24 protein-coding genes are annotated in these 24,012 nt (G+C 59.0%); 17 read left to right on the top strand and 7 right to left on the bottom strand.

The window, feature by feature from the left end; translation table 11 throughout:
- Positions 1-249: 249 nt before the first annotated feature.
- The gene (locus JTP94_RS24715; RefSeq protein WP_204853040.1) at positions 250-1,032 is read right to left on the bottom strand and encodes a class I fructose-bisphosphate aldolase; all 783 of its coding nucleotides are present in this window, start codon (positions 1,030-1,032) and stop codon (positions 250-252) included.
- A gap of 264 nt (positions 1,033-1,296) precedes the next feature.
- A complete protein-coding gene (locus JTP94_RS24710; protein ID WP_204853039.1) occupies positions 1,297-2,073 on the bottom strand; it encodes a GntR family transcriptional regulator in 777 nt (258 codons plus the stop codon).
- Positions 2,074-2,480: 407 nt separating this feature from the next.
- On the opposite strand from JTP94_RS24710, the gene JTP94_RS24705 reads away from it, so the two are divergent.
- From JTP94_RS24705 to JTP94_RS24670, 8 genes are all read left to right on the top strand, one after another.
- Positions 2,481-3,845 carry a sugar ABC transporter substrate-binding protein gene (locus tag JTP94_RS24705; RefSeq protein WP_204853038.1) on the top strand — a complete coding sequence of 455 codons (1,365 nt, stop codon included), beginning with the start codon at positions 2,481-2,483 and terminating at the stop codon, positions 3,843-3,845.
- Positions 3,846-3,916: 71 nt separating this feature from the next.
- Complete coding sequence (locus tag JTP94_RS24700) at positions 3,917-4,846, top strand: carbohydrate ABC transporter permease (RefSeq protein ID WP_246755237.1); 930 nt, start codon at positions 3,917-3,919, stop codon at positions 4,844-4,846.
- On the top strand, positions 4,843-5,664 hold the full coding sequence (locus JTP94_RS24695) for a carbohydrate ABC transporter permease (protein WP_204853036.1): 822 nt from the start codon (positions 4,843-4,845) through the stop codon (positions 5,662-5,664). The genes JTP94_RS24700 and JTP94_RS24695 overlap by 4 nt, the downstream gene beginning before the upstream one ends.
- A complete protein-coding gene (locus tag JTP94_RS24690) occupies positions 5,661-6,692 on the top strand; it encodes an alcohol dehydrogenase catalytic domain-containing protein (protein ID WP_204853035.1) in 1,032 nt (343 codons plus the stop codon). The genes JTP94_RS24695 and JTP94_RS24690 overlap by 4 nt, the downstream gene beginning before the upstream one ends.
- A gap of 28 nt (positions 6,693-6,720) precedes the next feature.
- Positions 6,721-8,082, top strand: a complete 1,362-nt coding sequence (locus JTP94_RS24685) for an FGGY-family carbohydrate kinase (protein ID WP_246755232.1) — start codon at positions 6,721-6,723, stop codon at positions 8,080-8,082.
- Between the two features lie 33 nt (positions 8,083-8,115).
- Positions 8,116-9,210 (top strand): ABC transporter ATP-binding protein, encoded by a 1,095-nt coding sequence (locus JTP94_RS24680; RefSeq protein ID WP_204853033.1) that lies wholly within the window; start codon positions 8,116-8,118, stop codon positions 9,208-9,210.
- Positions 9,211-9,231: 21 nt separating this feature from the next.
- A complete protein-coding gene (locus JTP94_RS24675) occupies positions 9,232-10,920 on the top strand; it encodes a dihydroxyacetone kinase family protein (RefSeq protein WP_204853032.1) in 1,689 nt (562 codons plus the stop codon).
- Between the two features lie 249 nt (positions 10,921-11,169).
- Positions 11,170-11,643: a ribonuclease H gene (locus tag JTP94_RS24670; RefSeq protein WP_204853031.1), complete on the top strand. Its 474-nt coding sequence runs from the start codon at positions 11,170-11,172 to the stop codon at positions 11,641-11,643.
- Between the two features lie 330 nt (positions 11,644-11,973).
- Here JTP94_RS24670 and JTP94_RS24665 read toward each other — a convergent pair whose 3' ends face one another.
- Both JTP94_RS24665 and JTP94_RS24660 read right to left on the bottom strand, forming a co-directional pair.
- Positions 11,974-12,192 (bottom strand): hypothetical protein, encoded by a 219-nt coding sequence (locus JTP94_RS24665; RefSeq protein WP_080739445.1) that lies wholly within the window; start codon positions 12,190-12,192, stop codon positions 11,974-11,976.
- A gap of 29 nt (positions 12,193-12,221) precedes the next feature.
- Positions 12,222-14,147: a hypothetical protein gene (locus tag JTP94_RS24660; RefSeq protein ID WP_204853030.1), complete on the bottom strand. Its 1,926-nt coding sequence runs from the start codon at positions 14,145-14,147 to the stop codon at positions 12,222-12,224.
- Positions 14,148-14,440: 293 nt separating this feature from the next.
- Between JTP94_RS24660 and JTP94_RS24655 the strand changes: the two genes are divergently transcribed.
- From JTP94_RS24655 to JTP94_RS24620, 8 genes are all read left to right on the top strand, one after another.
- Positions 14,441-15,154 carry a TfuA-like protein gene (locus tag JTP94_RS24655; protein ID WP_204853029.1) on the top strand — a complete coding sequence of 238 codons (714 nt, stop codon included), beginning with the start codon at positions 14,441-14,443 and terminating at the stop codon, positions 15,152-15,154.
- A 385-nt stretch (positions 15,155-15,539) separates the two neighbouring features.
- Entirely contained in the window at positions 15,540-15,770 is a 231-nt protein-coding gene (locus JTP94_RS24650) for a hypothetical protein (protein ID WP_204853028.1), read from the top strand.
- A gap of 105 nt (positions 15,771-15,875) precedes the next feature.
- Entirely contained in the window at positions 15,876-17,636 is a 1,761-nt protein-coding gene (locus JTP94_RS24645; protein WP_204853027.1) for an ABC transporter permease subunit, read from the top strand.
- Positions 17,637-17,657: 21 nt separating this feature from the next.
- A complete protein-coding gene (locus JTP94_RS24640) occupies positions 17,658-18,989 on the top strand; it encodes an AAA-associated domain-containing protein (protein ID WP_204853026.1) in 1,332 nt (443 codons plus the stop codon).
- Positions 18,990-19,159: 170 nt separating this feature from the next.
- Complete coding sequence (locus JTP94_RS24635; RefSeq protein ID WP_204853025.1) at positions 19,160-19,522, top strand: hypothetical protein; 363 nt, start codon at positions 19,160-19,162, stop codon at positions 19,520-19,522.
- On the top strand, positions 19,506-19,643 hold the full coding sequence (locus tag JTP94_RS24630) for a hypothetical protein (protein ID WP_204853024.1): 138 nt from the start codon (positions 19,506-19,508) through the stop codon (positions 19,641-19,643). The genes JTP94_RS24635 and JTP94_RS24630 overlap by 17 nt, the downstream gene beginning before the upstream one ends.
- On the top strand, positions 19,640-20,704 hold the full coding sequence (locus JTP94_RS24625; protein WP_204853023.1) for a sensor histidine kinase: 1,065 nt from the start codon (positions 19,640-19,642) through the stop codon (positions 20,702-20,704). Before JTP94_RS24630 ends, JTP94_RS24625 begins: the two co-directional genes overlap by 4 nt.
- Before the next feature lie 3 nt (positions 20,705-20,707).
- Entirely contained in the window at positions 20,708-21,370 is a 663-nt protein-coding gene (locus JTP94_RS24620; protein ID WP_204853022.1) for a response regulator transcription factor, read from the top strand.
- 14 nt (positions 21,371-21,384) lie between these two features.
- On the opposite strand, the gene JTP94_RS24615 is transcribed toward JTP94_RS24620, so the two are convergent.
- The 3 genes from JTP94_RS24615 to JTP94_RS24605 form a co-directional block, all read right to left on the bottom strand.
- The gene (locus JTP94_RS24615) at positions 21,385-21,786 is read right to left on the bottom strand and encodes a DUF4440 domain-containing protein (protein WP_204853021.1); all 402 of its coding nucleotides are present in this window, start codon (positions 21,784-21,786) and stop codon (positions 21,385-21,387) included.
- Positions 21,787-21,840: 54 nt separating this feature from the next.
- A complete protein-coding gene (locus JTP94_RS24610) occupies positions 21,841-22,227 on the bottom strand; it encodes a hypothetical protein (protein ID WP_246755224.1) in 387 nt (128 codons plus the stop codon).
- Positions 22,228-22,614: 387 nt separating this feature from the next.
- Positions 22,615-23,403, bottom strand: a complete 789-nt coding sequence (locus JTP94_RS24605; protein ID WP_204853020.1) for a LexA family transcriptional regulator — start codon at positions 23,401-23,403, stop codon at positions 22,615-22,617.
- A 362-nt stretch (positions 23,404-23,765) separates the two neighbouring features.
- Here JTP94_RS24605 and JTP94_RS24600 point away from each other — a divergent pair, with 362 nt between their 5' ends.
- Complete coding sequence (locus JTP94_RS24600) at positions 23,766-23,984, top strand: hypothetical protein (protein ID WP_204853019.1); 219 nt, start codon at positions 23,766-23,768, stop codon at positions 23,982-23,984.
- The last annotated feature ends 28 nt before the right edge of the window (positions 23,985-24,012 follow it).

The following is a 24,012-nucleotide window of genomic DNA, read 5'->3' as shown; positions in this document are numbered from 1 at the left end:
CGCCAGACGCGCGGTTCCTACTGATCGGACAGCTAAGGAGCGGCCGCTTCAGGAACTCTCGCGGGGGCCTTACTGTCGTTCGCGATCAGTCGGACAGCCGCTCGCAAGCGAACCTACTTACGTCCATTGTGAGAAGTCGCGATATGGACCTGTGGACTGCCCGGCGACGTCGATCCGACCACGCGCATATGCCGGAAGTGGATAATGGCTGCGAAAGACTAGGTGCGCAGCCATCATGGTTGTCGAAGATCAATCCTGGAACTTAACGCTCCGCGTCAGCTTGGCGATCTCGGCGATGGTTTCTTCCCCCGTCTTGCGGTCGCGCTGCCAGATGTTGCGGCCGACGATGACTCCGCGAGCGCCGCCGCGGATGGTCTGCGCTACGGCATCGATAGTCTCAGACGGCGGGCCTGACAGAGGGCCGCCAGCAATGACGAGCGGGACCTTCAACTCTTCAGACAGGCGCTTCGTGCGCTCCTCGCCGGGGAAGGCGATCTTGATGATGTGAGCGCCCAGATCGTAAGCGATGCGAGCGACCTTCTCCTCCTGGACGACGACTTCTTCCGTACGGGGCGCACCCATGATGACGGGCTCGAGAACGAGAGGAATGTCCCAGCGGTCGCAGGACGCCACAACCTTTCCGACGCGGGCGCATATCTGCACTCGCTCGTAGCGTGACATATTCCAGGGAAAGAGCATCTTGACGGCGTCGACGCCCATGCGGACGGCTTCCTCGACGGTAGTGATCAGATCGTGCGAGCCGCCGCCGTCCAGATCACGAAATTCGTTATATGTGTCGATGGTGAGGACGCGCGTGAGATGCGGGTGCGCGGCGAAGAACTTTTCGGTCTGCTTGACTTGTCCTGGTGTCATCATGAACCCGGTCACGTCGTTGTTGGCCCATGCTGCAAATGGCGCCGATGGCGTTTCGAGGCCTTCGATCCGGTCAAAGATGAGACCATGATCCACAGGCATAATGATTGCCGCCCGGTCACTCGGCAGCGTTCGGCGAAGACGATATTCCATCGACATGGGATTGTTTCCTATCTACTCGACGGCTTGGCCGTCTTGATTAGAGCTCCTCTTCGTCTTGTCTGTTCTGTACGGACAAGACGGACGATACGTATCTACTCTCCGTTGCTTTGGGGTGTCAAGACGAAAGCTGGCGCTAATGGTCGGACGGCTGATCGCACGCTGAGCGCGTTCAAATCCGCGCATGAGGTGACAGCCGCTCCAAATCTAATCAGGGGAGTCGGTTCGACGTCCGAGTCGGTATCTGGCCGTAAGGGCAGTGCGCTATTCTGGGTCGTTACTGCTCTGCGTGGTCTCGGTCTGTGCTTCGGCATCAACTGAGATGGTCACAACGTCACTCCGCACGAAGGAGCGATAGAAGTCGAAAACTCGTCCGGCTTCGGATCGTGATGTGGACTGGACGAAGAGCACCGGGGCGCCTCTTGCCAGCCCAAGATGCTTCGCGCTGTCCGCTGGCGCGCCAATCGCCGCAACCTCGCGCCTTGCTGCGAATATGGAAAAGCCTGCCTTTGCCAGAGTCTGGTTCAACGACGCAGTCCCTTCGAGCACGGGCTTTCCAACGAGCGACGCTCCCACATCCGCGGGGAGAAAATTCGTGGAATGCATCGCTGCCTTTCCGTCAATATGGCGGATGCGCTCGATTATGAACCCGTTCTCGCCCCTGTTGACGCCAAGGGCTTCCGAAGCAAAATCAGGCAAGGGTTCAAACCCGGCGCGCAGTACAGAGGTCTCGATTACGCGATCCGGAGAGTGAGCGCCCGTCTCGAGGAATCCCTGGGTTACCTGCAACTTCCACTGATTTTCGGCCGGATCCGAGACGAATGCTCCCCGGCGGGGAACGAGCCGGATCAATCGCTGCTGCTCAAGTGCCCGAAGAGTTTCCCGAACGGTTGACCGTGCAAGATCGAAAGATCGACATAGCTCCGTCTCGCCTGGGACGCGGTCTCCAACCTTATATTTCCCGGTCTTGATCTGGTCCTCGAGTATCCGGGCGAGCTGGAGGTAATATGGCTCCGCAGACGCGCGATCTATGTTTTGCATGGCAACTCTCTTAAATGTCCGAACGAAACGTACACCAAAATTGGGGCCGTCGTCTATCCGGGCAATGGCTTGGACTGCAAATCCTAAGCCCACGGAAAGTTGAACCGACGCGATGGATGCGGATCTGCACCAAAAATACGCGCTGAAACATCAGGGTAAATTGCTGAAAGAAATCGTAGATACGTTCGGATTGAGCATTTGATGCAGTGAATAGGCCCCCTGGGTCGGCTCTTTCCCAACATATGTCTTTGACAATGCAGTTGACGTACTGTTGGAATTTTTGTACGTACAGAACATACAGCAGAATTGCTCCGGTGGAGGGAGTGCCTCGCTGTCGGTAGGGCGCAAGGTCCCCACCACGTAAGCTTCCGACAATCATGTCGGATTTTTTGGGAGAGGAAGTCTCTATGTCTATGACTATGTGGCGCCCGGCGTTGTCCGGTGCGCGTGTGAGCACACTTGCGCTTTCGATCGCACTTGGTGTGTTTGTTGCCCAGCCAGGCCATGCTGAAGAAGTGACGCTGACGGTCGCCTTGGCCGCTAACCCGCAGATGGAAACGGCAGCAAAGCTCATCGATAACTTCTATGCCAAATACCCGGATATCAAGGTCAAGTTCCAGACGCTTCCGGAGAACCAGTTGCGGCCGACTGTCCTGAAGGACGTCGCCACGAAGTCTGGCCAGTTCGACGTCGTCATGATCGGCGCCTATGAGGTCCCGCTTTGGGCCGAAAAGGGCTGGATCACGAACCTCAGCAAGGAATACGTTGCCAAGGATACGGAATGGAAAGCCGACGACCTTCTGACGCCGATCCGCGATCTTGTCTCCTTCAAGGGCGACATGTTCGCAACGCCCTTCTATGGATCCTCGTCCTTCATGTTCTACCGTAAGGACCTATTCGACAAGGCTGGCTTGAAAATGCCCGAACAGCCGACTTGGGATCAGGTCGCCGAATATGCGGCAAAGCTCGATGACAAGTCTAAGAACGTTTCGGGCATTTGCCTTCGCGGCATTCCCGGTTGGGGTCAGAGCCTTGCTCCGCTGACAACCGTGATCAACACCTTCGGCGGACGTTGGTTCAACGAGAAGTGGGAGCCGCAGCTCAGCTCCGAAAAAAGCAAAGAAGCGATCAACTTCTACGTCAAGCTTCTAAAGGAATACGGCCAGCCCGACGCTGCGAAGGACGGTTGGCAGGAATGCCTGCAGCTCTTCACACAAGGCAAGACTGCCATGTGGTACGACGACACCGTCTTCGCGGGTCCGGTCATCGACCAGGCCAACGCCGAAGTTAAGGGCAACGTCGGCTTCGCGCTCGCGCCGATCAAGGAAAAGCCCGGCTCCGGCTGGCTGTGGGCGTGGGGCCTTTCGATCCCGACGACTAGCAAGCATCAGGACGCTGCCTGGAAGTTGATCTCCTGGCTGACCAGCGAGGAATACATCAAGCTGGCTGGTGAAAAGGCAGGTTGGGGCACCGTTCCTCCAGGCTCGCGTCAGTCCACCTACAAGCTGCCGGAATATGAAAAGGCAACGAAGGACTATGCTGACCTGACGCTCAAGTCGATCAGCGCAGCGAACCCGCTGAAGCCGACCGTCGATCCAGTTCCCTACACCGGCGTCCAGTACGTCACGATCCCCGAGTTCGAGCAGATTGGTGACTTTACGTCTCAGCAGCTTGCCGGCGCGATCAGCGGCCAGATGAGTGCCGACGACGCGATCGCGACCAGCGAAGCGAAGATCAAGGAGATCATGGAGGATGCGGGCTACATCAAGTAACTGAGCCCTGGCGGGCCGTCCTCCTCCCAGCGGCCCGCCAAAACTTTGCATCTTTCATGCGGATAAAAATCATGACCTCGATTTCGCTCTCAAGCGGCTCCCGGACGACACGCGCCCGCCGCGGTTTCGCAAAAGGCTGGTGGCAGCGGCTCCCGCTGCTTCCTGCGCTGATCTTCGTGATTTTGGTCACGCAGCTTCCCTTCCTGATCACCCTCTACTACAGCCTGCAGCGCTGGAATTTGGTTTCGACCACGGCGCCTCGGTTCGTCTGGTTCCGTAATTTTGTCAACGCGGCAAGCGACGCCGTTTTCATTCAAGCTGTGCTGAACACGGCAATCATCACGTTCTCGATTGTCGTGGCGTCCGTCGTCATCGGCGGACTACTCGCTGCGGGCCTGAACAGAGAGTTTCGAGGCCGGACGGTCGCCCGCACGTTGGCAATCACGCCGTTCTTCATCATGCCTGTTGCCGCCGCACTATTCTGGAAGACGGGCATCTATGATCCGACCTTCGGCATTCTCGGATGGGTCACTGACGAAATAGGTATCGGTCGTATCAATTGGATCAGCCAGTATCCAAAGCTGACGATCATTATCCTGACGACATGGCAGTGGTCCGCCTTCGCCCTTTTGATTCTGCTTGCCGGAATGCAGTCCTTTCCGACCGAGGTCGCCGAGGCCGCTGAAGTGGATGGAGCTGGCCGCCTGTACGTTTTCCGTCGCCTGATGCTGCCGCATCTGCGACCCTTCATCGAACTGACTGGCCTCTTGGTTGCCATGTATGTGCTGGAAAACTTCGCTGCGATCGCCATCCTGACGAACGGCGGGCCGGCCTATGCGACAACGAACCTCTCCTACTACGTCTACCTCGAGGCATTCAGTGCATTCGATCTCGGAAGGGCGTCCGCCTTCGGCATGATTTCATTGGCGCTTGCCATGGCGCTCACCATTCCGATGCTGCGCGTTGTCTCCGGCATCTTCAAGGAGGGAGGACGAGCATGAGACGTCGCCGCCAGAGCTTTCTCGATCTAGGTCTGACAGTTCTGACCTGGGCCGGAACGCTGGTCATGTTCGCACCGATCGCATGGATGATCCTGACAAGCTTCAAGACAGAACAGGATGCTGTCAGCTACCCGCCAAAGCTGTTTTTCACGCCGACGCTCGATCACTATCGCCGCATCTTCGAAAACGATTTCGTGTCTTTCGCGACGACCTCGGTTCTCGTCACAGTTATCTCGACCGCGATCGTGATCCTGCTTGCGGTTCCGGCGGCTTTCGCCCTGACGGTGCGCCCGGTGCCGAAGTGGCGAGACGTGCTGTTCTTCTTCATCTCGACGAAGATGATGCCGATCGCGGCCGGCATTGTGCCGATCTATCTCGTCGCCCGCACATTCGATCTGCTGAACACCTCGACAGTTCTCATCATCCTCTATGTCTCGATGAACCTGCCGCTGGCGATCTGGATGATCCGGTCGTTCATGGTCGAAATTCCACGCGAGGTCTTCGACGCTGTTGAGGTCGACGGAGCAGGGCGCGTGCGCGAAATGGTCCAGATCATCGTTCCATTGATCAGGCCCGGCCTTGCGTCTACGGCGCTGCTATGCGCGATCTTCGCCTGGAACGAATTTTTCCTTGCTGTGAACTTGACCACGACGGTGAGCACGCTTCCCGTCTTCCTGCAGAAATTCCTCAGTTTCGGCCAGCTCTATACCGCGCAGGTGGCGGCAGTCGCGACATTGATCAACGTCCCTGTGGTCGTCGCCGGCTGGCTGGCGCAGAAGAGCCTGACACGCGGCCTAACATTCGGAGCAGTGAAATGAATTTTGACAATCTGTTCGGCGGCGCGCCAAGCGGTAAGATGAAAGCCGTCAGGATAACCCAGGATCATCAAATCAGTGTCATCGAGACGACCGTTCCGATGGTCGCGGACGACGAGGTCCTGGTCAAGCCGACCTGCTGCGGCATCTGCGGCACGGACCTCCATATCCTCAAGCACGGTTTCGTTGGCACGAACTATCCAGTCATCCCCGGTCACGAGTTCGCAGGTCATATCGTTGCTGTTGGAAGGAACGTCAGAAATCTCAAAGCGGGCGACTTCGTCGCAGTCGATCCCAACGTCGTCTGCGGAGAGTGCCGCTGGTGCCAGTCACGCAGACCCAATCTCTGTATCCGCCTGACTCCGATCGGCGTCGGCCGTGCAGGAGCCGCCGCGGAATATGTCACCGTACCCAACCGCAACGCATTTAAGGTGAACGAGTCCATCGGCTCGGACGTCGCCGCTCTCATTGAACCACTTGCTTGCGCTCTTCACGCGGTCGACTCCTCCCAGGGGATCAGGGATCGCCAGGTGCTGATCCTCGGCGGAGGAACGATGGGTCTGCTGATCGCGATCGCGGCGAAGCATTCCGGAGCAGGGAAAGTGACACTGGCTGACCCGGCGAGCGCTAAACTCGACATCGCCCGAAACGTAGGGGTGGATGCGGCGGTGCAGCCCTCCGAGCTTGGTGAAGAGCGCTTCGATGTCGTATTCGAGGCGGCTGGCGTGCATGCTGCATTGAAGCAGGGTCTTCAGCTCGTCGAGAAGACGGGTGCCTACGTGCAGGTTGGCGTTCATGACGAACATGCGGAAGCGACCTTTGTGCCCTTCAAACTCTATGAACAGGAATTCCGGTTTATCGGATCGAATTCCTGCGCCGACAAGTTCGGAGCCGCGGTCGAGCTCATGCCGGACATCCGCAAGAAAGCCAAGCTGCTCATCGGCGTGAGCTTTCCGGTGTGGCGTTTCGATGATGCGGTTCAGAGCATGCAGGCTGGCAAATCGATCAAGACCCAGCTCGTGTTTTCATGAGCTGGCGACCTGATCAGGAGGCCGTGAAATGCTAGTGTGCGGGGTCGATATTGGAACGACCAATCTGAAGGTCTCCATAGTTGATGAGTCGGGCGTTTCTCGATGGACACGGGGCGTTCCGACGCCTCGGTCTTCGACTTTCGCGGGAGCGGGGGTCGATGCCGCCGTCCTGGTGAGGGAAATTGAAGATCTCATCGTTGAAGGTTGGACCTCCGCGGGCAGGGGTGTGCCGCTTTCCGCCATCGCGACCACCGGCGTGGGCGAGGACGGTGTCTGTGTCGATGAAGCGCTGAAGCCCCTTGATGTCGCGATTCCGTGGTACGACAGATGCGCGGTCGCCGAGGCTGTCGAGATCCGCGAAAGCAGCGTTGCAACGACGCGTGCCGGGATCGAGATGGAACATACGCGGACGGGCGCGAAGTGGCTCTGGCTGCGCCGAAACCGTCCTTCAGTGCTCGATGCGAGTAGTGCATGGATCACGTTGACGGATTATCCGTCGGCGTACTGGACGGGTCGGCCTTTTATCAGCGAGACCCTGGCATCCCGAACGGGCTGCTACGACGTCGGACGACGCGAATGGATCGGCGCGCTTCTGGAGTTCTGTAGCGCCCCTCGATTGCCCGAGGTACTGAGGGCAGGAGAGGCCGTTGGCTGCGTTCGTCGAGGGCGCCTGACACAGTCGGGGGCCGCCACGGAAAGCACGTTGGTTGTCGCTGGAGGGCATGATCATCCTGTCGCCGCAGCAATGATCCAGCGCCTCGACTCCGCTGCGCGCGTGGATTCGATCGGCACCGCCAACGTCGTCTATGGCGAGTCTGCCAGCTTTCCGCTCGATCGGTTCGACGACTACCTTGCGTTCATGGTGCCCGTTCAAGCGAAGCTTGGCGTTGCATGCCTTGGTGTCTTCGAGTTCTCCTCGAGCGTCCAGGTATTGCAGACACAAGGCGTCGATATCAGAGCCTTTCTGGCGCTTCCGAGAATTCCGGGCGAGCCCAAGTTCTTCGCATCTGCCGCGGATCTACCGATTGCCGCCGACCCGCGAGAAGTTCTGGAAATGGCCGCGATCACGGCAAGGCGGATGTTTGACCACATGCGGTGGGCGGGCGTCCGCGACACTGAAATATATGCGACGGGAGGTTGGAGCCGTTCGAGCAGTCTGCTCGAACTTCGGGCAAGCGTATACGGCCGTCCGATCCGGGTGCTGAGCGAACAGGAGCCCGCCGTCGTCGGCGCCGCTCTGCTGGCTGCCGAAGGTCTGGGTAAGAGGGTTGATTTCACCGTAAGTGTCACCACCCGGACGATCGAGCCGAACCCCGGTTGGGCCGATTTCTACGAACAGAAGTATCGGGCGTGTTTCGACGCTCCACACGGTCAGCCGGACAGGAATTGAGGCCGACCGCTTCACGAACACAGGGAGGAATTCATGGCCGTAATCGCGATTGAGAATTTGAACAAGTCTTTCGGCGCATTCAACGCCGTCGACAATCTGAATCTCAAGACTGAAGATGGCGAGTTCGTGGTTCTTGTCGGTCCCTCCGGCTGCGGCAAGACCACGACCATGCGAATGATTGCGGGACTGGAGGGCTCTACCTCGGGTTCGATCAGCATCGACGGAGAAGACGTCACCGAACACACGCCGTCCGAACGGGACGTCGCCATGGTCTTCCAGAACTATGCACTTTATCCTCATCTGACCGTCTACGAGAACATGGCCTTCTGCCTCAAGGTGAGGAAGTGGTCGAAGGACAAGATCGACGCACAGGTCAGGAAGACGGCGAGGGCGCTCGATATCGAAGCTCTGCTCGAACGCAAGCCTTCGGCCCTCTCAGGCGGCCAGCGGCAGCGCGTGGCGCTCGGCCGCGCCATCGTCCGCGAGCCCCGCGTGTTCCTGATGGACGAGCCCTTGTCGAACCTCGACGCAAAACTTCGTATTGAGATGCGCGCCGAAATCGTGAAGCTCTGCCGTCGCTTGAAGATCACAACCTTCTACGTCACTCACGATCAGCTCGAGGCTCTCACGATGGGCCATCGGATCGTCGTGATGCGGGGTGGCGTAGCGCAGCAGATCGACACGCCGCAGATCATCTATGACACCCCCATCAACCGTTTCGTGGCCGGATTCATCGGCAGCCCACCGATGAATTTCATCGATGTCACCATCGAGAATGTCGCGCTGGTCGGTCCGGGAGTTCGGCTTCTTCCCCAGGGAGCGGTTGGCGAAGCACTGCGCTCTCGCAAGGGAAGGGTAATCGCTGGCGTCCGTCCCGAACATCTGGCACCTCATATTGGCGGAGCAGGGAGTGGCTCCGGGATCATCCAGGGGCGGATCGAGCTGATCGAGCCACTGGGCTCGCAGGTTATGATCCAGGTGTCCGTCGGCGCTGCGCTCGTATCCGCTCAATTCGAACGCGGTCCGGAGGTCGAGGTTGGCAAGGATATCGTGCTCGTGCATCGTCCGAACAGTATCCATGCGTTCGATAGCGCCAGCGAGCGTTCCGTACTCGCACCCGCCAATTGAGCAAGACCGGAGGAAACGAAGATGAAGAAGCTGATCAACGATCCGTCTACCGTCGTGCGAGAGATGCTTGAAGGCGTCGTTACGCTGAGTCCCGCCACCGTTCTGCTTGCCGACGAGAACGTCGTGATCCGCTCGGGCCTTCCTGACGCTGACAAGCGCAAGGTAGCTGTCCTTTCCGGAGGAGGGAGTGGCCATGAACCCGCCCATGCAGGATATGTCGGCAAAGGCATGCTCACCGTTGCCGTCGCAGGTGACGTGTTCACGTCTCCGAGCACTGATGCTGTTCTTGCTGGCATCCGGGTGGCTGCGGGTCCGGCCGGAGCACTCGTCATCGTAAAGAACTACACAGGGGATCGTCTGAACTTCGGGCTAGCCGCGGAACTTGCCCGAGCCGAGGGAATCCCGGTCGAGATCGTGGTCGTCGCCGACGACGTTGCTCTCAAGGATACGGTTCCCGCCGACCGTCGCCGAGGTATCGCCGGCACGGTTTTGGTTCACAAGCTCGCGGGCGCTGCCGCGGAGCAGGGGCTTCCCTTGAAGGAGGTCGCCCGGATCGCGCGCGCCGCCGCTGACAAGCTCTCCTCGATGGGCGTCTCGCTCGGCTCTTGCACGCTCCCGGCGGTAGGCAAGCCGGGATTCGTCCTTGGGGAGAAGGAAATCGAGGTCGGCCTCGGCATCCATGGCGAGCAGGGGGTTCGGCGGATGCCGATCGCGTCGGCGGAAGAGCTTACCAAGCTCGTGATCGACACAATCGAATCTGACGGCAGGCTAAAGAGCGGTGACCGCGTCGCACTTCTGGTCAATGGACTTGGATCTACGCCGCCCATGGAACTTGCGATCGTCGCTCGTTCCGCGGTCGCCCTCCTTGAGGCGAAGGGTGTTGTGGTCGAGAGAGCATGGGCCGGCACCTTCCTTTCCGCTTTGGATATGCCCGGCTTCTCCTTGTCTGTCATCCATGTCGACGCGGACGCATTGGCACTGATCGATGCGCCCACCGATGCTGGAGCATGGCCGCGCGGCGGGACCCTGAATCGCAACCGAGTCCTTCCGTCGACGAAGGTCGAGCAGGGCGCGTCTGGCGAAACCAAGACGACAGCGGCCGGTGTGCGTTTGCGCCAGGCCGCAGAAGTGGTCGCACAGGCGTTGATCGCTGCCGAACCGCAGCTCACGGATCTCGACAGCATCACTGGTGACGGCGACCTCGGCGCGAGCATGGTCCGTGGGGGCGAAGCAGTTCTGGCGCTTCCGAAAGAAAGCTTCGACGACGTGTCCGAAGGACTGATGGCCATGGGCAATGCCATGCGGAAGGCGATCGGCGGCAGTTCGGGTCCCTTCTATGCCACTGGTCTGATGCGTGCAGCGCGTCACCTTGCTGGCATCGACGAGCCGACGGCGGAGCAGATGGCGGAGGCATTCGTTGCTGCAGTCACGGCAGTTTCCGATCTGGGCGGAGCGAAGCCGGGCGACCGCACGATGATCGATGCACTTTATCCGGCTGCTCAGACGTTCCGGGACAAGGTCAATGCCGGCACCTCGGCCGCGGAAGCATGGCGATCTGCAGTTGCGGCAGGTGTCGCAGGCGCGGAGGCGACGCAGTCCATGAAACCACGGCTCGGCCGTGCAAGCTATCTCGGCGAGCGTGCCGTCGGCCATCCCGACGGCGGAGCTGTCGCCGTCGGGATCTGGCTCGAAGCGATCAAGGTTGAATAGCGCAGGCGAGCAGGGAGACTCTGTGTTCGCTCCTACGTCGCCCGGCGGCTAAACACGGCAGTCCTTCGGAGATTGTACCATGGTGAAGAGTTCCCGGAGGTCGCTCGAGCCCCATCTCGGATGTCTATGGGCAATCGCAAGCAGCGTCGAGCGCAGGCCGCTAGAAACCGAAGGCGAGATGACTGTCACTTCCCCGTCGCAACGCTTCACTCGCATGACTCCGAGAGCTATCGCTGATACCTATGGGGCATGGCTCACTGGCTCCATATCTACGCAGACGGCTCCTTCGATGCCGCCTCCCGCTCCGGAGGATGGGCGTTCATCGTCTATGAAGGCGACCGCCAGGTGCACGTCGCCTCCGGTAAGGCGGTCGGCACCTCGAACAACATGTTCGAAGTCCTCGCCGTCCTGAAGGCCATCTCGTGGATTGCCGCCGAAGCCCCGGCATGGTCGGTCAAGCTCTGGACGGACGCCGCCCACGTCGTAGAAGGCTGCCGTCGATGGAGGGCCATCTGGCGCACCAACGGCTGGAAGCGAATCACTCCGAATCCGCACGCGCGACGCCGGCCGATCCCTGACATGGAAATCTGGCAGCAGCTCGACGCCCTTCTGGAGCGGCATCCGCATTTGGTCGTGGAATGGTGCAAAGGACATTCCGGGGCTGGTGGCAACGAACTTGCCGACATCCTGGCGCGCAATGCCGCACGCTCGGCGGTGACTTAGCCGGCGGCCCTCAGTCGCAGTGCTTCGATGCCTTAAGCGTCTTCCCCCTGTCCACCAGTGGCCCCATCCGCTTCTGCTGCCCGGCGGGGTACTCGAGCGTAAAGTTCCCCATGGCGTCATCGCAGAGCGCAATCTGCCGCATGTAGATGTCCGGTCGCCCTTGGTTCCTGAAAGGCTCGCCCATGACGGGCCGCGCTTCTCGAAGCTAAATTTCCAGCCGTCCTCGGTCTCGAACTTCTTCCGAAGGTCGCTCTCCTGGCTGAAGCCGCCTTCCGTCAGATAGTATTGCGGTGCCGAGCCAATCGGCACCGCAATACGCCGCCCTATGTATCAGCCATCGAAATGTCCTGAAAAAGCGGTTTTTGCCGATTTTACCGAAACAGCTACATCGACGCCTTTAATCACCGCTGCGCCCGCAGCTCTGAGAGTGACAACCGGGTGTAATGTCGAAGCAATTGGAGACTTAAGGGGTGCTGCGGTTCCGGCATCCAGGTCGACAACCCAGAGACCTTCTTCTCCTGCTATTCCTAAAATAACAACGCGTGCCATGCAGCTTTTCCTTTTGCTAGGGTTGCTGGTTAAAATCCTGCCTTCTTTAAACCTTCTCGATACATATCCTTGTGCCATTGCTCTTTCACGGGCAGGAAGGATAGCCACCTATCAACATCGAAGTCAGGATTGGTTTCGCGAGTTCTGCGCACAAAGAAGCGCGCTTTCTCTCTATCGCCGAGCATCGCCCAGCTCGCTGCGGACAGTCTGTCCGCCAAGCTGCTGTCGACCATCCTTTCGATGTACTCAACTGTTTTGTCGAACTGGCCAAGCGCGTAGCTGGCTCCGGCGGCGGTCCAAAGATACGAATCCGGGCTCAAAGGATTGAGCTCCATGGCGTGAGAGATTTTTTCAAGCGCAAGCTGCGGCCGCGAACAATGAGTGAGCGTATCGGCGTGATCGGCAATGACATCGGCGTAGTGCGGGCTCAGCGTCTCTGCCAATTCCAGCGCCTCGACGCTCTCGTCGATGGACCCCTGCAATAGCTTGGCGACGCCGAGCTCGCGATAGCCGTCGGCAAGATCCTCGCGAATCGTGATGGCTTGGGTGGCATAGGTCTCGGCCGATTTCAGCAGCTCGATATCGCCGCGTGCCGTCAGCAGCCATTCCTTGGAATAGGTGCGGGCGATGGAGCTCAGCGCCGGTGCGAAATCGGCGCTTTCGCGCAAGGCGGTCTTCATCTCTTTCCGGGCACGCCGCATGTTCGGCAGGGTCAAGCGATGAAGATACTGCTGCGCGACAAGATATTGGTGATAGGCAGCGGGGCTCTGCTCGAAATAGGCGCGCGTCATCTCATGCTGTTCGACCTGCCCAGCGACTTCCAGAATGATGTGCCGGGAGATGTCGCGTTTGTTGCGGGCCAGATCCAGCTTGCCGAAGCTGAAGCGTTCGGCCCAGACGACCTCGCTGTTCGACAGATAGATGAGCTGCGTAAACAACGAAATGTCATCGCCGAGGCCGCTCAGCCGGGTATCGAGGACATAGTTGATGTCGTATCGCTGCAGGAGCTCGAATTGGTTCTCGCTTTGCCTGCTGATTTGCATGGCGGAGTAGGGGGCGATCACCCGCAGGCTGTTCAAGGCGCAGAAGCCAAGGGTGATATCCTCGACCAACGAGGTGGCCACCATCGCAGCGCCGGGGTCGGGACTGTGGTTGATTGGCGGCAGCAGGGCCAGACGCGGCAGGTGCAAGATGGGCCGTGTCGTCGCATCATGGTCCGACAATGCGCCCGATTCGGACTGGAGGACGGGCGCTGGGGTCTGGCCTCGCGGCTGCATCGACAATTTTGCCGGCCACGATGAAATGAGCTCCTTGCGTCGTTCGAATATGCGTTTGAGCTGCTCCAGCCCACCTTCGGCGTCGAACGCCTTCATCAATATGCGGTGCGTGCTCTCGTCCTGCGGTTCGGCTTCGAATAGAAGGAGTGCGGCTTCCTTGATGAGCGCGATGCCGTCGGGCGTCGCGGGAGCCGTGGCGGCGACATCAAGCGTTTCCTTCAACATGGCGAGATGTCGCCTGCTTTCGCCTGCCCGCCAATCAATGAAAACCCTGCTTTGACAGTTGGCCTTCCCAAGAAATCTTGCGCGCAGGCCTTTTGCAAGGAAAGCAAGGTTATCCAATGGGTTCCTGGGCGTGTTGGCACGCGCGGAAATAATGTCACTGGTTATAGAGTCGCGGGCGAGATGGACCTCCGTCTCGTCAAAGGTCAGGAATGCAGTCTTCAGGTCCGACTGCCGGCTCTTGATGCGGGAAATAAGCTTTCGCAGATTCGTCAGTGAATTGGCGACATCATCCTCGCCCCAGAGGAGCCGCGCCATGCTTGGCCTGCTGGCGGAACTGTTTTCGCTCGCAAGTAGATAGGCAAGTATCAGCAATGCTTTTTCCGGAAACGCGACCGCCTGACCCTCCCTATCGAGAAGAACGATTTCTCCGAATGTTCTGAGTGAGAATCCCATCGCGTTTTCTATATCGCTTTAAACGTGTAATAGCCGCCGAGGTGCCGTGTTCCAGTAATTGTAGGCAGATTGATGCCGGTACGACAACGAAACTGGTCCTATATTTCTGCTGCAACGCGTGATTAATTGCAACTCGAGCCTTCACAATTCTGTGTTTTAGTGAAGGTTGTTGCTCCAAATCCCGAAAATGGCAGTTCTGGATGGGGCGGTGCTTGCTTCCAGACTTGAAATTTCCACCGTACGTGGCTCCGGGAGATCGGTATGCGCGCCGAGAAGAGGATTTTGGGTTCACGATGAAAGTCATCTTTGCCGGACCGACCTTCCATGGGGCGACTCTGTTGCCGCTGGCAGGCTATGAGCTGCGCCCGCCAGCCAGGCAAGGCGACTTTTTCCAGGCCGTGGACGACGGTGCCAACGTCATCGGATTGATTGACGGGGTCTATGAGCATGTGCCGGCGATCTGGCACAAGGAAATCCTGTTCGGCCTTGCTCAGGGAGTGCAGGTCTTCGGCGCCGCGAGCATGGGCGCGTTGAGAGCGGCCGAATGCGCAGCCTTCGGCATGGTCGGCATCGGCAGGATTTATGACGATTACGTCAGCGGCGCCCTGGAGGACGATGCCGAAGTGGCCCAGTCCCATGCGCCCGCGGAACTCGGCTTTCTTCCCTTGAGCGAGCCACTCGTCAATGTCCGGGCAACGATCGCGCATTGCTTGTGGCTGGAGTACATAACCGAGGCAGAGCACGATCGTCTTCTGGAGACGGCGAAGGCGATCTTCTTCAAGGATCGTACCTATAAGTTGCTGGTTCAGTCCTGTATTTCGGATGGCAAGCGTGCCTCCGCGGTGCTGACAGCCCTGCGGGCAAATTCCGTCAATCAGAAGCTGCTGGACGCCCAGCTGCTTGTCGATGCCGTCGTCAAGGCATCGGATCAGCGCCTTGCTCCCACGCTCGACTGGACCTTCGAGGCGACAAGTTTCTGGAATGCGGCATTTCCTTCTTCCCGATAAGGTTGAAGCCCGACTTCAGGACGCTTCCTAACTGCTTTCGTGGGCACAGTTTTTTATCATTGGCAACAGAGCTTACGGGCTACGAAATCCCGAGGGTTATACCTTGGTGTAATGGCGCTGCACCATCGCCTGATTGATCCCTCCCGGTGGTTGTGACAAGACGTTCCTGCCTGCGCAACACAATGCGAAGGCTGACGAAACAACTGATCAAGAGACAAATGGACAGCTACCCTAGTCGCTGTCCGGCTGCGGTTTCGAGCCGCATCCGGACGGTCATCGCAACAACCTGGACCGCTACCGGCATCCGCCGGGCGGGCATCGGTCGGGCATAGCCTGTCCGGCTCGCCATCCGGATCCGTCGATAAGCGGACCGACGAGGTGAGCCATGAACAACATCATTCTTTTCCGCGGACGGACGTCCGCATCCAAATTTTCCGCCTTGCAGATCCTGCCCGCTATGAACGGCGCGCCGAGGTCTGATCGGGCGGTGATCGCTCAGCGCCCACGCATGATTGCCGTCTGGCACACCAATCCTCGCAGCGGGAAATTGGAGTGCTTCTGGACGACCGAGCGCGGAGCTGCCCCCGACGAGGACGGCAGTCGTCGAGCGGCATAGGCCCGCTTTCCCGAATTCTTGCTTTAACGCGCATGTCCCAGGCCCCGCGAATGTGGTGCCACCGACATGCGTCATTCGCGACCTCTTGTTTTCAAGGGATTACACATGGTCTTCCTTCCCAATGATCGGCGGGAGCGCAGCGCCGTTGCCGCGCTCGCCGGCGCCCGCATACTGCCGAACGGCTACGACCTTGCTGCGTTCGCTTTTATTGTCGCAGTCGCGTTTCTTGCGCTTCACGGCGTCGCCGAAATGCGGGCGCCGCTGTCGGGGCTTGCCACCGCGTCGCTCACGCTCGACCCCGCCTATCTGCCTGAATATGCGTTACGCACGACATTGCGCATGCTGGCCGCGATCGTCGCCTCGCTCGTTTTTACCTTCGTCGTCGCCACGCTTGCCGCGAAGAGCCGCCGCGCCGAAACGATCATCATTCCGGCCCTCGACATATTGCAGTCGGTTCCGGTGCTCGGCTTCCTGACCTTCACCGTCACATTCTTCATGGGATTGTTTCCCGGAAGCCAGCTCGGTGCGGAGTGCGCGTCAATCTTTGCGATCTTCACCAGCCAGGCATGGAACATGGCCTTTTCCTTCTATCAGTCGCTGCGGACGGTGCCGCGCGACCTCGATGAAGTTAGCCGTGGATTCGGTCTCTCCACCTGGCAACGCTTTTGGCGGCTGGAGGCACCGTTCGCGGCGCCCGGTCTTATATGGAACACGATGATGTCGATGTCCGGCGGCTGGTTCTTCGTGGTTGCTTCGGAGGCGATTACCGTCGGCAATACCACCGTGCAGCTTCCCGGACTTGGCTCCTGGCTCGCACTTGCCATCGACAAGCAGGATTTTGCCGCCGTCGGCTGGGCCGTTCTTGCCATGGGGATCGTGATCCTGCTCTACGATCAGCTGCTCTTCCGGCCGATCGTCGCCTGGGCAGACAAATTCCGCTTCGAGCAGACGGCGGGGCAGGAGAAGCCACGGTCCTGGGTCTATTCGTTGGTCCGCCGCACGCGTCTTCTGAAGCACGTAACCGCACCCTTTGCCGCCATCTGGGGCCGCCTGATGCTCATCCGACTGCGGCCCAGGTCGACAATGGTTGGCCGCAGGCAAGGCAGACGGCGCCCGATTACGCAGGTCATCGATTATGGCTGGCTCGCCCTGATCGCTGTCGTCGGTGCCTGGAGTGTCTGGAGCGCCGTATCCTATCTCAGTCAGACGCTGTCGTGGAACGACGTCGGGATCGCTTTTGCCGGCGGCTTCGTCACCCTGATCCGCGTGGTTGTCTTGATAGCCGTGGCTAGTGTGATCTGGGTTCCGCTTGGCGTCTGGATCGGTCTTCGGCCGGCTGTTGCAGAGCGTGTTCAACCCGTGGCTCAGTTCCTGGCCGCATTTCCGGCGAACGTGCTCTTTCCTGTTGCTGTGATCGCAATCGTTGCAACGGGTGCCAACCCCGACATCTGGCTGTCGCCGCTCATGGTGCTGGGCACGCAATGGTACATCCTCTTCAACGTGATCGCCGGGGCAAGCGCCTTCCCCACCGATCTCCGGGAGGCTTCCTCGGTCTACAGGCTGCGCTCATGGACCTGGTGGCGGCGCGCGATACTGCCAGGAATATTTCCTTACTACGTCACCGGAGCGCTGACGGCCTCGGGCGGCTCGTGGAATGCGAGCATCGTCGCTGAACTGGCAAGCTGGGGGAACACGAAGCTCGAAGCTTTCGGGCTTGGTTCATACATCGCGAAGGCGACGGAAGCGGGCGACTTTCCGCGGGTAATCCTCGGCATCGTCGTCATGTCGGTCTTCGTCACCCTCTTCAACAGAACACTCTGGCGGCCGCTCTACGTCTTCGCTGAACGCCGCCTGCGTCTCGACTAATCACATATCGGAGAACCGAACATGGAAAACGCTGTCATCTCCAAGAAGGCCGACATCGCAAAGAGCTCGCCGCTGGTGCTGGCCAAACAGGTCTGCCAGACCTACGACAAGGGGGCTTCGGGCTCGCTGGTCGTGCTTGAAAATGTCGATCTTCAGCTCTATCCCAATGAAATTGTCGGGCTGCTTGGCCGTTCCGGCTCGGGCAAGTCGACGCTGCTGCGCGCCATCGCCGGCCTCATCCGCCCAAGCAAGGGTGAGATCACCTTCGAAGGCATGCCGGTGACCGGTCCCAATTCCGGTGTTGCCGTTGTCTTCCAGAGCTTCGCCCTGTTTCCCTGGTTGACCGTGTTGCAGAATGTCGAGCTTGGCCTGGAAGCCCAAGGGGTTGCATCATCGGAGCGCCGCAAGCGTGCGCTGGCGGCCATCGACCTGATCGGTCTCGATGGCTTCGAAAGCGCCTATCCCAAGGAGCTGTCTGGAGGCATGCGTCAGCGTGTCGGTCTTGCCCGGGCGCTTGTCGTTCGTCCGAAGGTGCTGCTGATGGATGAGCCGTTCTCCGCACTCGACGTGTTGACCGCGGAAACGCTTCGCACCGACCTTCTCGACCTGTGGTGCGAGGGCCGGATGCCGATCGAGTCGGTCCTGATGGTGACCCACAACATCGAGGAAGCGGTGTTGATGTGCGACCGCATTCTGATCTTCGGATCGAACCCCGGCCGTGTCATCGCTGAAATCCGGGTGGAGTTGCCGCAGCCGCGCAATCGTCTCGATCCCGCATTTCGTATGCTGGTCGAGGACATCTATGCCCGGATGACGGCAAAAACCGGTGCGCCGACGCGTGACGGCTTGTTCCCGGGTACGGGCATCGCCATGGCGCTGCCGCGCGTGTCGACCAACCTGATGTCCGGCCTGATCGAGACGGTGGCGGCCGAGCCCTATCGTGGGCAGGCCGACTTGCCGCCGCTGGCGACACACCTGCATCTCGGCATCGATGATCTCTTTCCGGTGGCGGAAACCCTGCAGCTTCTGCGTTTCGCAGATCTTGAAGGAGGCGACATCAAGTTGACGGCGCCGGGTCTGCGTTTTTCCGACAGCGATATCGACGAGCGCAAGCGGCTCTTCGAGCAGCATCTGGCAACCTATGTGCCGCTTGCCGCTCATATCCGCCGCGTTCTGGATGAGCGGCCGACACATCGCGCGCCGGCGCGGCGCTTTCGTGACGAGCTCGAAGATTACATGTCGGAGGATTATGCCGATATCACTCTCAAAGCCGTGACGAACTGGGCGCGCTATGCCGAATACTTCGCCTATGACGAAAATGCTGATCTCTTCACGCTGGAGAACCCAAGTTGATACACGCAATCGGGTTGGATCCTGAAGGGTCGCTGCCGATAAGGCAGCGGCCAACCAAGAAACATTTTCGAATTTGATAAGCACCCGAGGCACGGCATAACGCACAGGGTTCCGATCGGATCGTCGATCCCTGTGCTCCCGCGACTTGCTTGGTTGCGGGACGGATTGTCATGCCCAGGGACAACGAAGAACTTGGTCGCCTGCTCGAGGCTCTCAGCAGGCAGAACCAAAACAAACCCAGCAACAGGAAGCACCAATCTCCTAAAGTGCGAGGGTATTTCGGCAAGCGAGCGCGCTTGAAAGACTATGCCGGACTGGCAGGCATGCTGGCGCTTCTTTGGGGCGCGCATTGGCTCATGAGATGGACTATCCATCTGTTCTTTCAGGGGTTTTTGTCCGCAAATCTTGCACGCATGCTGCTTCGCGCCACAGCTCGTCTGAACAGAGCAAGCCTCGCCATCCTCAGGCGCCGGCACCGCCGCCGTTTTTGCAACCACTATGCCGGGAACGACAATCATGACCGTCGTACATGATCAAATGACGCTCAATCTGGGCACGGCGAAGACCGCGGTTGTTTTCGGACTTTGGGTCAGGCAGTTTGCCACTCCTGCACGCAATGTGCCGGAAACGCTGATGCGGGGGCGAAAGGCATGAGGCGCGAGTTTCTGAAGTATCTTCTCGAAATGCCATTCCTCTGGCTCGGCATCGCGATCCTTGCCGGTCTTATCTTTATTGGCGACACGGTCACCGATTTGGAGATCGCGTTTGCCGTTCTGTACGTCTCGGTGATCCTGCTATCGGTTTATTCCGAGCGAACGGGAGCGATCGCGTTCGTGGGTGTTGCATGTGCCGTCCTTACGGTCGTGAGTTACTTCCTGACGCGTCACGGGGCCTCGCAGGCGGGTCTGATCAATAGCACGCTCAGCCTGCTCGCCATCGGGGCGACGACCTATCTGGCGATCAGGATCGAGAGGCTTGATGCAAGAGCGAGGCTAGCGCAATCCGAGCTTGCGCGAATGTCGCGCCTCATGATCGTGGGCGAACTCGGCACAGCCATCGCGCACGAGGTCAGTCAACCGATTACGGCGATAGCGGCCAACGGCAACGCCGCGCTCCGATGGCTTTCGGCAACGCCCGCAGATCAGGATGAGGCGAGGCGCGCGATCGAGCGGATCGTCATGGATGCCGGGCGGGCAGGCGATGTCATCGGCCGCGTTCGCGGACTTGTGGCGCGGTCGGTTCCGTCGCGCGATATGATCGACCTGAGCGAGGCGATTGTGGACGTATTGGAACTCGTTCGCAGCGAGATCCGGAAGAGCCAGATACTTCTTCGCACTGAGCTTGCGAGCGATCTGCCGTTGGTCGCCGGCGATCGTGTACAGTTCCAGCAGGTCATCCTCAATCTTATTATGAATGCAACCGAGGCTCTGACTGAAGTCGATGCAGAGGCGCGTGAACTGCTTGTCAGTGCCGCCGCCGATGAAAGCAAGATCACAGTCAGTGTGCGTGATTCTGGTATCGGCGTGCCGTCGGCGACGCTCGACAGGATATTCGACGCTTTCTATACGACCAAGCCGAACGGCATGGGAATGGGGTTGGCGATCAGTCGGTCGATCATCGAGGCACATGGTGGTACCGTCTATGCGGCGCCGAATTTCCCGCATGGAACCGTTTTCGGCTTCACCTTGCCGTTGGATGCGAAGGCGAGAGGGTAGGGCATGGAAGAGCAGCGATCAGCCGTTTATGTGATCGACGACGATGCGTCCGTGCGAGACGGGCTCGACAGCCTCCTACGCTCGGTCGGCTACGATACGCGTGGCTTTGCCTCGCCGCGTGATTTCCTTTCGCACCCTCGTTCGGTCGGCCCGGCCTGCATTGTCCTCGATGTCCGGATGCCGGATGCGAGTGGCCTCGATTTTCAGGACGAGCTCGCGAAGACAGGCTATCTGACGCCCATCATCTTCCTCACCGGACACGGCGATGTGCCGATGTCCGTCAGGGCGATGAAGGCTGGCGCGGTGGAGTTTCTCCTGAAGCCGTTCCGCGAGCAGGATCTTCTCGACGCCATCCGGCAGGCTCTCGAAATCGATCGGGCACGACTTCGGAAGGAAGCCGCAGCCGTCGATCTTCAGGAACGCCTTTCGACGCTCACATCACGTGAACGCGAGGTCATGGCGCTTGTAGCGCGCGGCCTTCTGAACAAGCAGATCGCCGCTGAGATCGGCCTGAGCGAGGTCACCGTGAAGGTCCATCGTGGTCAGGCCATGCGCAAGATGCGGGCCGACTCCGTGGCCGATCTCATTCGAATGGCCGATAGTCTCGGATTGACCGAAGCCAGTGTCGACCGCCGGGGTAATGGTGTGGCACCCTGGCAGCGTTAGTCTCGGTCTCTTCGCTAAACCGATGGGGCGGTGACGGTGCCTTGATGAAATATCATCTGCCACCTGCCATCGATGCGCTGCCAGATCGAACTGCGCAGGACATGCCGCGGCGGTTCACCATCTTTTGGTGGCCGAACGGCCCGATATGTCACCAGGACTGCATCGGGTGAAATCGATCGAAAAGCATAATCGCAGGCGGTGACCAATGCAGAAGGTTTATCCGCCTTCTCCTCCGCCATCCACGCGATGAGTTCGTCTCTATTGTCATAGATCGTTCCCAAACTGCCGAATTCGAGGAACCCTTCCGCCAGAAGTTCCGCCACTGCTTCCGGCGACTGGCGGATTTCCGGACGATGCAGTTTCTCCTCGAGCATGCGAATTTCTTCACGCTCGCGCAGCGGAACTTCCGTGGCCATAGCAGCCTCCGTTTCGGGTTGATTTCGGTGTGAAAGCGCCGACTTCAATGTGCATCAGGCCAGCGACTCCAGGATTCCTTCCCGCTCGACCTTGTAGACGTGATCATAATCGGTTTCCCTGGATTGCTCCAATTCACTGGCGAAAAGCTCGGCGGCATGACGGCCGGCATGTGTCTTTTCGTCTTCTATGACCGCAGCTATCCGTCGAAACAGTTCGGACTCGAAATTGCTTGTGCCGTTCAGCACGTTTGGCCTTGCCAGTCTCGCCCCGCCATCCAAGCGGATTGCGGAGACGTAAAACTCATCCTCGTAATCAGCGCCCGCCGATGTCAACTCGGCGCGCCCATAGAGCAGCAATCCGGTTTCCCAGCGATCGCAGAGGCGAATGCTCAGCTCATCGAACGAGTATTCGCAGGAGAACATATCGGTGTGCATTGTCATTCTGCTGCCTTCGCAATTGGCGTGGAGGGCACACGTCCTATTTTGCTGTTGTCTATCGTCACGGTATCCGCCAGATCCGTCGCAGTAGTGTTGGGCTTAGTGGGCATTAACGGCACTTTCCTTTCAGCATGCTTCCGGCTTCCACATCCATGGCCTGTCCGGTTTCGCTGACTTCGTGCAAGGTTTTAACGCTTGCGCGGGCTCATTCCTTTCAGTGCCAATCGGCTCTTACTGAGAAATTGCCATTCAACACGATATATGTCAACATTATTTATGTTTATTTAGATCAAGAATGACACTAAAAGTGTTTGAGGCCTATGACAGCCGACATATCCAGCAAAAGTCACAGGTTTGGTGAGGTGTGCGGAAGGAGGAAAGGTAGGCTTGCTACTTCCGGGCAATATGTCCGCAGATGCGGCCGATGATCGTCAGTCGTTCCAGTTCGACAGTGAATGTTTCCAGCGCCGGATTGTCCGAAATGATTTTCACCTGGCTCGGATGCGTGAAGGGCACGCGCTGGAGACGCTTGATCTGCGGTTCGGAATAGCCGTCGCTGATGGCGTAGACGGTATCGGTCGTCATCTGGTTCTGGGAGAGATCGACGATGACACGATCTCCCGGCATATATGTAGACTGCATGGAGTCGCCGATCACCTCCATGATGATAGTATGGTTTGGCGAAGCTTTCGCCTCGTTGCGCAAATACCCCGCGGGAATCAGCCATTCCGCAACGATCTTATGGCCGGCGACATTCCCGGAGCCGACGGGCAGGTTGATGACTTCGCCGACAATGCCGCTGCCGGCGCCCAGCTTGACATCCACTTCCGGCGTTGCGCCTGCGATCTGCGGCTGCCAATGCTCACGGCTGTAGCTGAGCTCATCGTTATCTTCAGCGAATCCCTCGTTGTATTGCTCGTCGGGATCGAAGGAGGTGACCATGTTCGGCACCGAGCGGGCCACTTTGCGCGGCCCTTCGCCGGTCAGGAGATAGGCTGCCGTCGTGCCGAATTTCTTGGCATAGCGGTTAGCGATCTCGGCGTTGAATTCGTTCTGGCCGTTTTCATGCGCCCGGTAGGTGGAAAGGCTTACGCCGAGCGCTTCTGCCGCCTTTGTGGCTGATGGATAATTTGCGGCTTCGCGCGCGGTCTTCAGTCGTTCGCCCATGGATTTTTGCATCAGGTGACACTCGCAAAATTATTAACATAAATCATGTTGACATCGACATTATTATCAACATAATTTGTGTTTATCAAGAGGCCTACGGTGCAAATCACCGCGGGCCGGCACACTGGCTTAACCAGCGTGCGATGGAAAGGTGTGTTTAGGGGTGATGGCATGATCGCGAGCAGGAGGGGCAGAAAATCATATTGGCAGGCGGGATATTTTCACCGCTTCTGGGGTTGTCCCGGCTGTCATCGGGCTTTGTCGATCGCGGAGATCATCGAACTGCATCGCGAAAACTGCGACGCAGCCGTGGAGCCGGCAGAGATGGGCGATGCCGAGCCTGCAACATCAGCGCCGAATCCGGAGGAGATGCCATGAGCGAAATGTTGCAAGGCTTCCTGGCATGTATCGGCGCCGCGTTCTTCTTCGCCAGTACGCTAGCGGCAATGAAATCCATCTTCCGGAGATCAGAATATCCAGGCGATCGGGATGACGCTTGCGGTGCACCCGAGGGTGACCAGATCCATTTCCAGATGACCGGCGACAAAGATGCCGGCGCGGCAAAGCCGACACGCCTCGCGAAACCGAGCTGAAAATCAGCATCCGCACGAAAAATCAAAC

The organism is Martinezella lusitana (assembly GCF_016901135.1).
Taxonomy (GTDB): domain Bacteria; phylum Pseudomonadota; class Alphaproteobacteria; order Rhizobiales; family Rhizobiaceae; genus Rhizobium; species Rhizobium lusitanum_D.
This window is presented reverse-complemented; position numbering and strand designations above follow the sequence as displayed.

What these genes read in the sequence shown, in the direction of transcription:
- JTP94_RS24715 (WP_204853040.1), bottom strand. Translation starts at nt 1,032, where the DNA reads ATGTCGATGGAATATCGTCTTCGCCGAACGCTGCCGAGTGACCGGGCG.
- JTP94_RS24710 (WP_204853039.1), bottom strand. Translation starts at nt 2,073, where the DNA reads ATGCAAAACATAGATCGCGCGTCTGCGGAGCCATATTACCTCCAGCTC.
- JTP94_RS24705 (WP_204853038.1), top strand. Translation starts at nt 2,481, where the DNA reads ATGTCTATGACTATGTGGCGCCCGGCGTTGTCCGGTGCGCGTGTGAGC.
- JTP94_RS24700 (WP_246755237.1), top strand. Translation starts at nt 3,917, where the DNA reads ATGACCTCGATTTCGCTCTCAAGCGGCTCCCGGACGACACGCGCCCGC.
- JTP94_RS24695 (WP_204853036.1), top strand. Translation starts at nt 4,843, where the DNA reads ATGAGACGTCGCCGCCAGAGCTTTCTCGATCTAGGTCTGACAGTTCTG.
- JTP94_RS24690 (WP_204853035.1), top strand. Translation starts at nt 5,661, where the DNA reads ATGAATTTTGACAATCTGTTCGGCGGCGCGCCAAGCGGTAAGATGAAA.
- JTP94_RS24685 (WP_246755232.1), top strand. Translation starts at nt 6,721, where the DNA reads ATGCTAGTGTGCGGGGTCGATATTGGAACGACCAATCTGAAGGTCTCC.
- JTP94_RS24680 (WP_204853033.1), top strand. Translation starts at nt 8,116, where the DNA reads ATGGCCGTAATCGCGATTGAGAATTTGAACAAGTCTTTCGGCGCATTC.
- JTP94_RS24675 (WP_204853032.1), top strand. Translation starts at nt 9,232, where the DNA reads ATGAAGAAGCTGATCAACGATCCGTCTACCGTCGTGCGAGAGATGCTT.
- JTP94_RS24670 (WP_204853031.1), top strand. Translation starts at nt 11,170, where the DNA reads ATGGCTCACTGGCTCCATATCTACGCAGACGGCTCCTTCGATGCCGCC.
- JTP94_RS24665 (WP_080739445.1), bottom strand. Translation starts at nt 12,192, where the DNA reads ATGGCACGCGTTGTTATTTTAGGAATAGCAGGAGAAGAAGGTCTCTGG.
- JTP94_RS24660 (WP_204853030.1), bottom strand. Translation starts at nt 14,147, where the DNA reads ATGGGATTCTCACTCAGAACATTCGGAGAAATCGTTCTTCTCGATAGG.
- JTP94_RS24655 (WP_204853029.1), top strand. Translation starts at nt 14,441, where the DNA reads ATGAAAGTCATCTTTGCCGGACCGACCTTCCATGGGGCGACTCTGTTG.
- JTP94_RS24650 (WP_204853028.1), top strand. Translation starts at nt 15,540, where the DNA reads ATGAACAACATCATTCTTTTCCGCGGACGGACGTCCGCATCCAAATTT.
- JTP94_RS24645 (WP_204853027.1), top strand. Translation starts at nt 15,876, where the DNA reads ATGGTCTTCCTTCCCAATGATCGGCGGGAGCGCAGCGCCGTTGCCGCG.
- JTP94_RS24640 (WP_204853026.1), top strand. Translation starts at nt 17,658, where the DNA reads ATGGAAAACGCTGTCATCTCCAAGAAGGCCGACATCGCAAAGAGCTCG.
- JTP94_RS24635 (WP_204853025.1), top strand. Translation starts at nt 19,160, where the DNA reads ATGCCCAGGGACAACGAAGAACTTGGTCGCCTGCTCGAGGCTCTCAGC.
- JTP94_RS24630 (WP_204853024.1), top strand. Translation starts at nt 19,506, where the DNA reads ATGACCGTCGTACATGATCAAATGACGCTCAATCTGGGCACGGCGAAG.
- JTP94_RS24625 (WP_204853023.1), top strand. Translation starts at nt 19,640, where the DNA reads ATGAGGCGCGAGTTTCTGAAGTATCTTCTCGAAATGCCATTCCTCTGG.
- JTP94_RS24620 (WP_204853022.1), top strand. Translation starts at nt 20,708, where the DNA reads ATGGAAGAGCAGCGATCAGCCGTTTATGTGATCGACGACGATGCGTCC.
- JTP94_RS24615 (WP_204853021.1), bottom strand. Translation starts at nt 21,786, where the DNA reads ATGGCCACGGAAGTTCCGCTGCGCGAGCGTGAAGAAATTCGCATGCTC.
- JTP94_RS24610 (WP_246755224.1), bottom strand. Translation starts at nt 22,227, where the DNA reads ATGACAATGCACACCGATATGTTCTCCTGCGAATACTCGTTCGATGAG.
- JTP94_RS24605 (WP_204853020.1), bottom strand. Translation starts at nt 23,403, where the DNA reads ATGCAAAAATCCATGGGCGAACGACTGAAGACCGCGCGCGAAGCCGCA.
- JTP94_RS24600 (WP_204853019.1), top strand. Translation starts at nt 23,766, where the DNA reads ATGAGCGAAATGTTGCAAGGCTTCCTGGCATGTATCGGCGCCGCGTTC.